11 protein-coding genes are annotated in these 12582 nt (G+C 66.6%); all 11 read left to right on the forward strand.

Annotated elements, in window-relative coordinates:
* The first annotated feature begins 316 nt into the window (after window positions 1-316).
* Window positions 317-496 (forward strand): hypothetical protein, encoded by a 180-nt coding sequence (locus AB0M14_RS15595; protein ID WP_364994550.1) that lies wholly within the window; start codon window positions 317-319, stop codon window positions 494-496.
* Window positions 497-584: 88 nt separating this feature from the next.
* Entirely contained in the window at window positions 585-821 is a 237-nt protein-coding gene (locus AB0M14_RS15600) for a hypothetical protein (protein WP_364994552.1), read from the forward strand.
* A 155-nt stretch (window positions 822-976) separates the two neighbouring features.
* Window positions 977-2737 (forward strand): cutinase family protein, encoded by a 1761-nt coding sequence (locus tag AB0M14_RS15605; RefSeq protein ID WP_364994554.1) that lies wholly within the window; start codon window positions 977-979, stop codon window positions 2735-2737.
* Entirely contained in the window at window positions 2737-3852 is a 1116-nt protein-coding gene (locus AB0M14_RS15610) for a C40 family peptidase (RefSeq protein ID WP_364994557.1), read from the forward strand. The genes AB0M14_RS15605 and AB0M14_RS15610 overlap by 1 nt, the downstream gene beginning before the upstream one ends.
* 279 nt (window positions 3853-4131) lie before the next feature.
* A complete protein-coding gene (locus AB0M14_RS15615; RefSeq protein ID WP_364994560.1) occupies window positions 4132-5229 on the forward strand; it encodes a hypothetical protein in 1098 nt (365 codons plus the stop codon).
* 59 nt (window positions 5230-5288) lie between these two features.
* Window positions 5289-5693: a hypothetical protein gene (locus tag AB0M14_RS15620; protein ID WP_364994562.1), complete on the forward strand. Its 405-nt coding sequence runs from the start codon at window positions 5289-5291 to the stop codon at window positions 5691-5693.
* Between the two features lie 64 nt (window positions 5694-5757).
* Window positions 5758-6492 (forward strand): hypothetical protein, encoded by a 735-nt coding sequence (locus tag AB0M14_RS15625; RefSeq protein ID WP_364994564.1) that lies wholly within the window; start codon window positions 5758-5760, stop codon window positions 6490-6492.
* 16 nt (window positions 6493-6508) lie between these two features.
* Window positions 6509-8638, forward strand: a complete 2130-nt coding sequence (locus AB0M14_RS15630) for a hypothetical protein (protein WP_364994566.1) — start codon at window positions 6509-6511, stop codon at window positions 8636-8638.
* Window positions 8638-10206, forward strand: a complete 1569-nt coding sequence (locus AB0M14_RS15635) for a hypothetical protein (RefSeq protein ID WP_364994569.1) — start codon at window positions 8638-8640, stop codon at window positions 10204-10206. Before AB0M14_RS15630 ends, AB0M14_RS15635 begins: the two co-directional genes overlap by 1 nt.
* 236 nt (window positions 10207-10442) lie before the next feature.
* Entirely contained in the window at window positions 10443-12008 is a 1566-nt protein-coding gene (locus AB0M14_RS15640) for an ATP/GTP-binding protein (protein WP_364994572.1), read from the forward strand.
* Entirely contained in the window at window positions 12005-12478 is a 474-nt protein-coding gene (locus AB0M14_RS15645) for a hypothetical protein (RefSeq protein WP_364994574.1), read from the forward strand. The genes AB0M14_RS15640 and AB0M14_RS15645 overlap by 4 nt, the downstream gene beginning before the upstream one ends.
* The last annotated feature ends 104 nt before the right edge of the window (window positions 12479-12582 follow it).

Here is a 12582-nt window from a genome sequence, read left to right on the forward strand (position 1 = left end):
CAGCCCTGTCCCCGTTGCGGGACATCTCATATGGGATGTGTTTGGTCTGCTGTATTTCGGTAAATTGCTTGTGCTGGAGAGTGACTCGTATTACATTGGAAGCTGGTTCGTCGATCTTGGCGACATTTCCCGGCAACCGCCGCAGCGGAACCGGATGGCGCGAAATTTGGAAGCTCCTGCCCCGCCTGTTCAGTAATAGGCGTCGCGCCCGCTTCGGTGTGAATCGGAGTTTCCGATATCTACGCATACCCTCATTTGTGCCAAAGGTGCTGGTGTTGAGGGTTATTCGGTGATCTGCGGATGACGGGAGCCAGCCATGAACCTTCTCGATCGACGTGTGCGTCCCACTCGCCTGATCGGCTATTGCCGACCAGATTCCGAATGGGATGACGCGCTCAGTGAACAATTCGAACGACTCTACGACGAAATGATCGACGGCGAACTTCGTATGCGCCGTCACGCACGCCTCCGCCGTGAATTCGACGACGAATTGTAGCGGTTACCTCGAAGTCAATTAGGTGCCTGTGGCATTGATTTATTGCGGCGCAGCGCAATTCGTTCTGACATTCTCGGAGGTGAGTTCTATGCCGGAAAACTCATGTGAGCACTGCGGGCGCGTGCGCCGCGATCGCGTGCTGAATATCCGCCAGATCAGCGACCGGACCGGGCACACGCCCGACCGTATCCGGCACCTGCGAGTGACGGGACACCCGCTGTATTCACAGGCGTGGAAAGCCGGTGACGCGTCGAACTCGCCGCTACTGCTCGAGGCGTCTGTCGTCGAGGAATGGGTGAAGTCCCGCAGGGGGCTATCACTATGAACCACAGGGCAATTCGTGGACCGGCCGAGTGCTGGAGGCGACGCCGCGCTCTGGTTCTCATGACCGCCGCCGCAATCAGCGTGACTGCTGTCTCAGGGGCGGGCGCGGCGGTGGCCACGCCTTCCCACGCTGCAAGGACGGGTGGATGCCCGGCTGTGGCTGGAGTATTCGTCCCGGGGACGTGGGAGACGAGACCGAGCGCAGACGAAACTCGCGCTGTCGGGCTGCTCGGCCCGGTGGCGACGGAATTGGCGCAGCGATTCGAGACGAGATTCGAGTTTCGCTTCCCTGCCTACGCCGCCGCCGCGTTCGACGGAATGGCCTACGGCGACAGCAAAGCCACCGGCGTGGCCGCGGCGCGACGGGTGATCATCGAGTACGCGCAGCGGTGCGCGGCAACGAAATTCGTGTTGGCAGGCTACAGCCAGGGTGCGGACGCGATTGGAGATGTGGCTGCCGCGATCGGCTGCTCCGCCGATCCCGTGCCCGCCGACCGGATCCTGGCCGTCGGACTGGTGGCTGATCCGCACCAAGGCACCGAAGGCGGAAAACTGGTCGGGCCGGCAGTGGACGGGCAGGGGATCGCTGGTCCGCGCGAGAGCGGATTCTGCGGGGTCTCGGCGGTCACCGCCCAGATCTGCGCTCCTCAGGATAAGTACTGCGCGACCTCGGCGAGAGCGAACCCCATCCTGGCAAAGCTCGGCCGTGTGCTCTCTCAGCCGACCTCCGGCGAGCCCGAAAGACCCGGGGACGAAACCGATCTGACCCGATCGCTGGTCACCGATCTCGAAGGCGTGGATTTGGCCGCGCTACCCGCCGCGGTAGCGAACCTGGTCACAGCCGCCACTCGAGGGCCCCTCGACGCGGTCGCGTTGTCGAGGGCGGCCGCGCAGGTCGGCACCACGCTCGGCCCACTGTCCGCCTGGGCCACCCAACTCCTGACTTCAGGGGGCGCACAGGATTCGGTGAAGAACCCGCAGGTTCCTCAAGAGTTGGTGACCGGTGTGTCGGAGTCGGATCTTCTGGCCGCGAGGACGGCGCTGTCGGAACTGGCAGGGCCGGACGGCACCGATCCCGCGGAGGCCGCCAACCGGCTGGCGGATTCGCTTGCCCCGCTGGCGGATTCGCTGACGAACTCCTCGCCGAACGGGCTCGCTCAGGCCTCGCGTGTGCTGGGGCTGGCCAAGCCCTCGGCATTGGTCGGCCAGGTGTCCAACGTGCTCACCCACGGCCTCGATCTTGTGACGAGCCTGCCAGCGATCGTGGACACGCTCACGAAACTGACGAACACCATCGTCGATCTGAATATCGTTCTTCCGGAAAAGGTTTCGCGACTACAACATTTGTTCGGTGAGCTCAATAACCAGTTCGCGCCACTGGTCGCGATGGCCGACGGCGTCGATCTCGGCCTGCTTGCGAAGTTCGTCGCGTTGATCCCTGACCCCACCGGTGTCGCCGACGTCGCCGCCCTGGTCGTGGAACTTCTGGAAAATCTCGACATACGAGCTCTGGCTCGCCAACTCGGCAAACTCCAGGAAGACCTCTGGGGGATCGCCCAAACCCTCACCACCGGAGCGGACCCCGTTCAGCTCGCTACGCGCGTCGCGGCGCTGGCGCCGACCATGCTGGGGTTCGCCGAGATCGCGTTGAACACCCTCACCGGTGAGAAGACCAACCCCTCCGGCGGCACAGCCAGCTTGGCCGGATCGGCACGGGCGCTGACCGAGTCGACCGGCACCCAGACCGCCGACGCCCTGGCTCAGCTGGCCAGCGAGGGCTTATCGGCGGCGTCGTTCCTCGCCTCGGGTGTGCACCAGGATTACGAGCGTCATCTCGTCGACGGGCAGCGCAACACGGTGGCCTGGCTCGTTGATTGGTTCGCCGGGCGGATCCGTCACGCCAACGGGGCCCTGTGATGGCCGCCCCACTGCTGGCCGCGTTGGTGGCCGGAGTGGCCCTGGCCGCCGGGCTCATCGTCTTCGGCTCCCAAGACACTCCGACGACCGAACCCGGTTGCCTGCCCAACATTCCCCGCACCTCACGCCGCGCAGCACCGGTCGAGATTGCGATGCCGCGGCCCGCCGCGCTGACCTCGACGCTGGCCGGCTACACCGAGAACCAGCTCGGTATCGCCCGCACCGCGATCGACGTCGGCCGCCAGCGCGGGATCAACGAGCGGGGAATCACCGCGGCATTGTTGGCCGCGGCGGCGGAGAGCGATTTCCGTAACTACGCCAATTCCGGTGTGCCGGAATCGTTGCGGTACCCCCATGACGCAGTGGGAGCCGATTACGACTCGGTCGGGCCCTGGCAGCTGCGGGCCTCGATCTGGGGGTCGGTCGGGATGGCGCAGCTGATGACGCCGGCCTACCAAGCGAATTGGTTCTACGACCAGCTCACCGCAATCCCCGGCTGGGCTCAGGTCCCCGCCCCGGAGCTCGCCCAGGCCGTCGAACGCTCCGCCGTCCCCGCTGCCTACGGCCGTCACACCGAGCGCGTCACCGAGCTACTCGCAGCGCTCGGCTCGACAACGAGCACGGTATCGGTCGGCTGCGACCCCCATTCTGGCGACGGATTCGGACAGCGTGTTCTTGCAGCGGCGCACCGCTGGATCGGGCAACCCTATGTCTGGGGTGGTGGCGACGAAAACGGCCCCAGCAAGGGCGGTTTCGACTGCTCCGGCCTCACCCTGCATGCGATCCACATTGCCTCGGGCGGACGAATCACGCTGCCGCACTACACCCAATCTCAACTCCAGCACCCCACCGCGGTCGCAGTCCCACGCGGCCAACAACGCCTCGGCGACCTGATCTTCTTCACCCAGCCCGGCGACGCGGACTCCCACCACGTCGCGATCTACGCCGGAGTCATCGGAGGGGTCGAGACCGTCCTGCACGCAGCGACATTCGGCGTCCCCGTCGGCTACTCACCCTTGTCGCAATGGTCTACCGAAACGTGGGACATCAGGCGTTACGCGGCGGGCGACGCACCAGAACCCGACCACGGCCCGACTCGGCCACGCAGGGCTTGAACAACCGCAACGCTATTTGACTTCGAGGAGGACGAGCCCATGGACGAACCCAGCGCACCGAACTTGAACGGGACCGACAACACGGAGTACACAGCCGAGGAACCAGTCAACCTGCGCCGTCAACGAATCCGCCCACCCATGGAAACTGTAGCGGCCACCGATGATTCCGGACCCGACGAATCCTCCGAAGAGCCGATCCCGGACGACCCCTATGGCATCGGTGACGAGCCAGCGCCAGCGGTCTCGGAACAGGAGCTCGCGGACGCGCGCGAGGAGCGGTTGGCGATGCTGCTCGAACCAGCGCCCGGGATCGAAACCGACCCCGCCCGCTGGGGCTGGCGTGGTGGCCTCAACACCCTCGGCCTACGGCTCAAGCCCAACCGCTCGGGCCCGGAGGTCTTGTACCGGCGTGCTGTGGCGCGTATCCGCCAACCTTTGCCCGGTACATCGGTGATCGCGGTCGCCAACCCCAAAGGCGGCTCCGGGGTGACACCGGCAACCGTTGTGCTCTCGGCGCTGTTCGGCCAGATCCGCGGCGGGCAGGTGGTGGCCTGGGACGCGAACGAAGCCTGCGGAACCCTCGCTGCCCGTGCGACGGTATCCGAGGGCCCGGAAACGGTGTGGGATGTGCTCGCCCACGCCCGCGAACTGTGCTCGCCCAACCGTGACGCCTCCGCGCTGGGGCGACTGCTGCAACGTCAGCCGACCCTCGACGAGGTCCTGGCCTCCGATCAGACGCCGGCGGCCACCGCGGTTCTGGGGCGCGAGGAATGCGCGGCGATCATGGCTGTGCTGCGTCGGCACCGCTCGATGATCCTGATCGACACCGCCAGCAACGAGCGCTCGCCCGCGTTCGCCTGGGCGATGGAGCACGCCACACAATTGGTGGTGCCGGTGACCGCGCGCCGTGACAGCGTTGTCGCCGCGCTTCGGCTTCTCGATGGCTTGACCCAGAGCGGCAATATCGCGTTGGCGGCGCGGGCGGTGCTGGTGTTCGCCGAGCAACCCGGCACGCGCCGCGGTGAGCAGGCGCTGGCCGCGCTCGACCGCGCCGGTGTTCAGCGCGTGATCCGGGTGCCTTTCGATCCGATGCTGGCCGAGGGGGAGCGGATCGTCGTGTCCCGCATGGGCCGTGGTGGGGTGCGGGCGTGGGCCGATGTTGCCGCCGCGGTTGCTGACGGGCTCGCCGAAGCGCTCGGCACACACATGGCGCCGCTGGGCACCGATTTCGTGCCTGACTCACGTCCCGACCTCGACCCTCGCCGAAGGGCGACGTCTCGACAGCGCCCCGAATACACGATGACCGACAGCTTCGGCCGTAACCGCCAGGTGCCGCGCGGCTGGGACACCGACAGTGCCTATACCGCGGGCTGGTGACACCGACCGACCCAGGCCAGACAGATCCACGCTGAAGCTAATCCGATCGGAGGCTCGTCATGAACTTCAAACCCATTGCACCACCAGTGATTATCCGCCAGCTGCGACTGCTCTTGATCCTCTGGGCGGGAGCGTTGGTGCTGGCGCTGGCCGGAGCTCCTGCGGCTTCCGCGCAGGGGATTCAGAATCCCCTCGACGGTGTGGCACCGGACTTCGGGCTGCTCTCGGGAACGCTGGACACCACCTGGAAACGCATCATCGCGTTCGTCTGGGCCCTGGTCATCATCGGTTGCGCGGTGCGGGTCATCGTCGGCGCGTTCAAGGTCAAACGCGCCAAATCGCGTGGGTACGCGAACGACCTGTCCGAGGGCTCCGAAGAACTACAAGACGCCCTGATCTCGGTGGCGTTGGTGGCCGCAGCCTCTCCGCTGGTAGCGACCGTCCTTTTCGTCGTCGGCGGCTGACGTGCGCTTCTCGCCGACGTGACCTGATTCGCTGATCCGCGCGATGCGGCAAAGGAGGCTCTTCATGAGTTGGAACGCCAAGGGATTCGGTGACCTCACCCCCGAAAGTCCTGAACGATCGACCGAACCAGCCGGAGCCACCCGCCGAACCAGGACTCCACGTCAAATCCTGATCGCGGGCGTGATCGCGGTGTCGTTGGCGGTCACCGGATTGCTCATTCTCAACCAGTGCGCGGACGACACCACGAGCACAGTCGACTCCGGCGAGTCGGTGCGCCTGCCCCACGGCCCGAGAGATGTGCGTGACGGTGTCCCGGTCGGCTACAGCCGCGACCGTGAAGGTGCGGCCACTGCCGCAGTCAATATCGTGCAAGCCCTCTTTCAAGCGGGTGAGGGCCGGGTCGCGATGAGCGCGGTCGAGACTGTGCTCATCGCCCGTGACCCGGGTCCGAACCTGCGCCGCTCGATTGACCGCGCACGCGACAGAGCCGAGAACTCCAGCGTCGTCAATGTGATGCCGGCGGCTGTCAGCGTCGCCGGATTCGGAGAATCGGGCGCGCGCGTGGCGGTCTGGATGATGGCGGTCTCCCGCTCGCAGATCAACCCGCAGACACCGATCTCGGTACTGACTATCTGGTCGACGCACACCGTGGATCTGGTGTGGGAGCAGAGCGATTGGCGAGCCAAGGAATCGCAGTCCAAGACCGGACCGGACCCTTCGGAACTGACGAACATCACGAAGGACTCACCGCTGGGCCAGCCACTGGAGTCGGGCCATTACTCGATCTACGTCAACTGAGAGGGGGAGTGGTGCCATGAGTGTTCGTGACATGCTGACCCGACTATCCACGGTACTGCTGTGTGCGGCATGGCTTTTCGTCACGTTGGGCAGTGGCATCGCCGCCGCGCAACCGGCGCAGCCGGTCCCTTCGGGCGCGCTACCTCAAGGTTTTCCCGCCGATCTGCGCCGATTCGTCGACGGCACTGACGAATTTCGTGCAGGGCCCTGGTTCGGCGGTGCCTGTGCCGATCGGGGCGGGGACATCGGCGCGTACATCAACGCGGTGATGGCGGTAGAAGACCGCCTCATCTACTGGTCGGCGACACCGGATAAACGCAAGGAGCTCGCCGGGGTTGAAGTCGCGCCCGGAACCGAACCGCTGCCGCAGTCGCTACCCCGCGTGTTCCCGGCAGCCGACCAAGCCTTCGCGATGCCCTCGGCGTGCGCCGAGGACCTGAAAGAGTGGACCGGTCCTGCCGAGAACGCCTGGGGATTCACCTGGGCCACAACCCCGGACCAAAGTTCTCTACAGGCGATCCGCAAGCATGTCGGCGCGGAGGAGTTCCAGTTCGTTCCCTTTGGCGCCTGGACCGATCCGTGTTCCGAGCATGGAATGTACTGCAACCACGCCTTTTTCGCAGATTGTGGTCAGGCAGACGGTCAGTCTGGTGATCAGTCGCGGTGTCTGGATTGGAATCGCGCGGTCGGTCGCTTATTTGTCGGCACGGGGAGATGGATAGACGCCAACACTACTTTCGGTGATCGATTCCGGGAGTCGGTTTTCGGCACGGTCGTCGCTGCCGGTGCCGCGGTGGTGGAGGCGTTCGGTTGGCTGTGGGATGCGGCGGCGGCCACGATCCGGTTCATCGAGGACCCGCAGTCGGTGATCGATGACTGGGCCAACTCGTCCAAAGACAGCGCCGTCGATCTGACCGCCCAGGTCCTCGACGGACTCTCAGCGACAGGTCGTTTCGATCCGGGTGCGCCCTGGTTCCTGCGCTGGTATGCGTTGAGTACCGGTATCGGGGTTGCGGTGATGGGGTTGATGACGTTGCTGGCGTTGTGGCGCGCCGCGGCGAAAGGTCAGACGCTGAAGACGATCGGCGCGGATCTGGTGGCCTACCTGCCCGCGGGGCTGGTGCTGATGCTGTTCGCGCCGCTGTTCGCCTCGATGCTGGTGGACGCGGCGAACGCAGCGACCGACGCTATCGTCGCCACCTCTGGCCCAGAGACCGGCGCGATGATCAACCAGTTGCAGCAGTTCACCGCCGGACTGACGGACACGAGTTTGACCGGCGGCGTTTTGGTCGGGTTGTTGCTGTTTCTGTTGTTGATCGTCGCGGTGCTGAGTGTCTTCTTCGGGCTGTTGGTGCACCAGGTCGCGTTGCCGTGCCTGGCTGTCGCCGCCGGGATCGGGTTCGGGATGTGGGTGCATCCGCAGTGGCGGCGCAAAGCTCTGCGGCCGGTGCTGGTGTTCCTGGCGGTCGTGATCTCCAAGCCGCTGCTGTTCTTGTTGCTCGGCACGCTCACCAGCTTGATGAACGCCGCATTGACCAACACTGTGGGCCCGGAGGAACTCGGCGGATTGAGCCGATTGTGTTTGATCATCGTGGCTTTCGCGGTCGCGGGGATGGCACCGTGGTCGCTGCTGCGCTACGCGCCGCTGCTGCCCTCGCGCTCGGACGCGACCGGGTTCGGACAATCGGGCTCGCTGATAGCCGGAGCGGCCAGCGGCGCCGGGTCAGCGATGTTGTGGCACGGCCGTGGTGCAGCCGGCGGCCGCGGTACCAGGGCCGAAACCACGCGCACCGCAAACTCAACCATGAGCGAAACACAAGGCGGGGAAGGGGATCCGGGATGGCGCACGGCCGGCAGTAGCGACGGCCGTTCACCGACAGAAGCCCGTCTGGGCAACCAACTCAATAGCCGCACCGCCACGAGCGCCGCAGCTGGATCGACCGGAGGGAGCCGGGTCGGGCGCACGAGCAAAGCCATCACCGGCAAGGGTAAAACCGCGCTGCGGATGGGTGCGAAGGGCGCGTTGGCGGCAGGGGTGATCGCCGCACCGATCGCCGCCCAAGCCGCGGGCGGAGCGCTCAATAAGGCCCGTTCGGTGGCCGAGTCCGCGCCGGGTGAGGCCGAGTCGGAGCCGGAGGTGAAGTGATGAATCAACGGACGAGCATTCTCGGCGGTGAGATCGCACGCCGTTCGTGGCTGGGGCTTTCGCGTCCCGTGTTGACCAGCTGGGCACTGGCAGTGGCCACCGCTGTGGTGATGTATCTGCTGGCTGGCGGTGCGAGCTGGGCTCTGGCCGCGGCGGCGGCGCTGTTGGCGGCGGTGTTCGCCGCGACCATGGAGTGGCGGAACAAGCCGTCGTGGGCGGCGAGCCGACTCCATACTGCTCGGACCTGGTTGCGCCGTCGCCGGGGCGAGCACGTTTTCCGCCACCGCCATGATCCGAAATATGGTGACCCTCTCCAGGATCCGGGTTGGGAGTTCCCGCCGCCGCTGGGCAACACCGCCCCGCTCCCGGTCGCCGGTACAGGGTTGGACGATATGTTCATCCTGCGCACTGCCAACCCCGGGGAACGCACCAGCTATTGCACCATCCTGGCCGTGGAAGGCGTCGCCGACGGCTTACGCGGTGACCCCGCCTACGCCGCCTCCTCGTCGGCGTTCGGGACGTTCTTGGCGCAGATGGCGCGGTCGAGCTCCCACATCCGCGGGCTTCAGTTGCTGCACCGTAGCGTGCCTCATGACATGACTCAGCACATCGGCTGGGCCGAGTCCCGTGTCGCCGAACTCGCTGATCCGAGGCTGGCGCCGGCGGTGGAATCCTATGGCGCGCTCATCGATCTCGCCGTGCCGTTGGCCGAGGAGCACCGGTCGGTGATCGTGTTACGGATTCCGCAGACCACCGCGTTCATGGCCGAGACCGCACGCATTGCCCGGGCGAAGGACGCCACCACCGTGGCGGCGATCGCGCAGCTGGTGCGTGATGAAACCGAACGTGCGACAAGGCTTCTCACGCTGGCGGGGATGGGCCGAGTCGACGTGCTGGGGGAGCGGCGGGCGTGTGCGCTGATCCGGGCCTTGATCGACCCCAGCTTCAAGATCGAGCGCCACCGCGACGCGGCCTGGGCGAGCTGCTGGCCCTCCTATGTGGGCGGACGCGACAGTGTCGCAATCGGCGCCGAGGGCCGCTGGCGTACCCGCGTTGGACGCATCCCGGCGCGGGCGATCGAACCTGTCCCGCTGGGTCCGTTGTGGCTGGTGCCGGTGCTGACCGGTGTCGAAGCCGATCCGGGTGATGATGACACCGCCCCGATGCCGACCATCCGAACCTTGTCTGTGCGTATCGATTTCGTGCCCGCGCACATCGCCCGCGCCGCAGCGCGCGGTGACTTCACCGCCGACCAGGCACGGCGCACCAAGGACGCGCAGAAGGGCAAACTCGACGATGGCTCCACCGAAGTCCTCGCGAGCGCCTCCGACCGTCGCCGCGCCGATCTGGTCCCCGGATCCGGCCATCATGGCGCGATCTACTCCGCGACGCTCGCGGTCACAGGCCGCTACCCCGACGATGTCGAGCGCGCCTGCCTGCGCGTGACCGAAGCCGCGAACGAGGCCGCGATCGCCGAGATCGACTGGGCGGTCGGCGATCACGATGTCGCCCTGTTCGCCACCCTGCCATTGGGTCGTGGCTTGGCCGCTACCCGCTACACCCGATAAGGAGGTGGCCGATGCCGAAACGACGGCCCACCAAAGGAATCTCAGCACTTGACTCTGAAAGTGTTACAAGACAACAGAACTCAACCCGCGCCGATGCACCGTGTTCCGGCGAGGCCGCGCAAGTCATGGATCGTAGGCGGGCGCCGCGGCGGCGTCGCTGGCTGGACCGTTACGGCTGGTACGAACCACGCCAAGAAGGGGCATGGACGACCACCCGCCAAGCTGAGGCGTGGAATGTGGCCACCAGCCGGCGGCGTTCCCGCCACGACGGCGTGCTGGCCGGGTTGAACACGATGTCGCAGGAAGTCGAGATCGTCGACGCCTTCGCCTCCTACGGCAGCGACACCAGCGGCATCAACATGGTCATCATCGGCGACATCGGACGCGGCAAGAGCGCCTGGATCAAAACCGTCTGCGTCCTGCGCCAACTGGTCGCTGACCGCCAAGTCGTCATCCTCGACAAGAAGCCCCAAGCGGGAGTGGGGGAGTACACACCACTGGCGAAAGCGCTCGGCGCGGAGAGTATCCGGTTCCGGATCGGAGGTTCCGGTGGTGCGTGCCTGAACCTGCTCGACCCTGCCATCAGCGCCCGCGGCGACCACCACGGCGGACTCGACGGCGTCGTCCCGGCCGGGCAAGAAGCACTCGTGATCGCGGTACTCACCGACGCCATGGGCCGCCCCCTCGATGAGCGCGAAAAGGCCGCGGTCGGAGCGGGACTGTCCGCGGTGACATCCGAGGCTCGCCGCACTGGCCGGGACCCGGTGATCCGCGACCTCGCGATGCGACTACTCGACCCCCACACCGACGACGGAGCCGGCTTCGGCGCACGCTGGTCACAGCGAGCTTTGGAGTGGGGTGTGGAGCCAGGGTTGGCGTTGCTGCGCCTGGCCGAGCGGGATCTGTGCGGGCTCGTCGACGCCCCCACCAGTCCCGCGGTGCGCGACGCGCTCGACACCCATCCCCTGGTGCACTTCGACCTCAGCGCCCTGCCGACCGACGGTCCGGCATTGCGGGTGGTGATGACCACGGCCAACACATGGCTGGCCAACAAGCTGGCAGGGCGCTCCTCGCGCTACCAGCAGACCATCCTTGTGGTGGAGGAAGGCTGGCACGTCGCGGCCGGATCGACCGGCGAAGTGTTTCGCGGGAACGCGAAACTCTCACGCGGGCTCGGGCTTTCGACGGTTGCGGCGTTTCACCATCCGGCTGATCAACCGCCGGATTCACCGGCGCGGGCGTTGATGAGCGAGGCCAGCATCGTGGTGCTGTTCGGCCAGGCCCGCTTCGACGATGCCGCCGAAACCGTGCGACTCTATCGGCTCCCGGCCGGAACCGAGGACATCCTGATGCGACTCGGGCGCGGCCAGGCGCTGGTCAAGATCGGCAGCCGAGACCCCTTCCTGATCACCCACCTGCGCTCACCCCAAGAAGTACTACTCACCGACACCGACGCCGCGATCACCGGTATCCCTGGCGGGACCACCCCATCCGAATGCCCCCGAACTCACCCGGACGGTGCCGGTGTCCATGCCGGACCGCGACCATGTGGCGGATCCGAACCCCGCCCGGTCGAATCGGCGGGCCAGCCAGCAGTCAACGAGGCGTCGGCTCTGTGCGAGCCCACCGTCGCACCCGAACCCAACGATGAAGCCCCAGCAGGCGATAGCGCCACGAATGGATCGAAATCCGTCGGCCCGCTCACGGCCTCGGTCCAGCCCGTCGCGTCCTCGGCGCAGGACGACCCAGCCGAGCATGGCGACGCCGGACACGGCACCGCCTTGACGGGAAGTGGGGCATGAACAGCGGGCGAGGGCTGCCCAATCCCGTGCGCAGCGAACCGGCTCTACCCGCTGGCATTGTTGTCGCGGCGTACGCGGCGACGACGATCGCAGCCGGAATCTGTGGCGGCGGAGCGCTGTCGGGGCTGCTGGCTGGTCACGGCCTCGTTGTGGCTGGACCGGGGAATCTGGTGCCGATACTGATCCGGTTGATCGCCGATCCGGGCTCGCCCGCGGCGGCGTGGCCGGGTGATCCGCGTCCGGGTCCGGCGTGGTTGACCTGGCTGTGCATTGGAATCGTTGCGGCCGTGTGGTGTTCGACTGCCGTCATCCTCTCCGACCTGGTCGACAAGCGCTGGCGCAAACGCCGTCGCCCAGGGCTGGCCGGCGCCGCCGACCTGCGACGAGTCGGCTTGGACCGCCGACGCGCCTTCGCCAAGGCGCGTCATGAGTACCCCAGCCTGACTCAGCGCCGGCGGTGGCGGCGATGAGGCCCGGATGGCGGACCGGCCACCGTCGAGCGAGCGCGGCCGCGATCGATGTCGGTGCCCTGGCTGAGAACCCTGCCGATCACGTCTATCTCCAGCACCGTGAC

The sequence above is a fragment of the Nocardia sp. NPDC051832 genome (assembly GCF_040681285.1).
Classification (GTDB): domain Bacteria; phylum Actinomycetota; class Actinomycetes; order Mycobacteriales; family Mycobacteriaceae; genus Nocardia.

What these genes read in the sequence shown, in the direction of transcription:
- AB0M14_RS15595 (WP_364994550.1), top strand. Translation starts at nt 317, where the DNA reads ATGAACCTTCTCGATCGACGTGTGCGTCCCACTCGCCTGATCGGCTAT.
- AB0M14_RS15600 (WP_364994552.1), top strand. Translation starts at nt 585, where the DNA reads ATGCCGGAAAACTCATGTGAGCACTGCGGGCGCGTGCGCCGCGATCGC.
- AB0M14_RS15610 (WP_364994557.1), top strand. Translation starts at nt 2,737, where the DNA reads ATGGCCGCCCCACTGCTGGCCGCGTTGGTGGCCGGAGTGGCCCTGGCC.
- AB0M14_RS15620 (WP_364994562.1), top strand. Translation starts at nt 5,289, where the DNA reads ATGAACTTCAAACCCATTGCACCACCAGTGATTATCCGCCAGCTGCGA.
- AB0M14_RS15625 (WP_364994564.1), top strand. Translation starts at nt 5,758, where the DNA reads ATGAGTTGGAACGCCAAGGGATTCGGTGACCTCACCCCCGAAAGTCCT.
- AB0M14_RS15630 (WP_364994566.1), top strand. Translation starts at nt 6,509, where the DNA reads ATGAGTGTTCGTGACATGCTGACCCGACTATCCACGGTACTGCTGTGT.
- AB0M14_RS15635 (WP_364994569.1), top strand. Translation starts at nt 8,638, where the DNA reads ATGAATCAACGGACGAGCATTCTCGGCGGTGAGATCGCACGCCGTTCG.
- AB0M14_RS15645 (WP_364994574.1), top strand. Translation starts at nt 12,005, where the DNA reads ATGAACAGCGGGCGAGGGCTGCCCAATCCCGTGCGCAGCGAACCGGCT.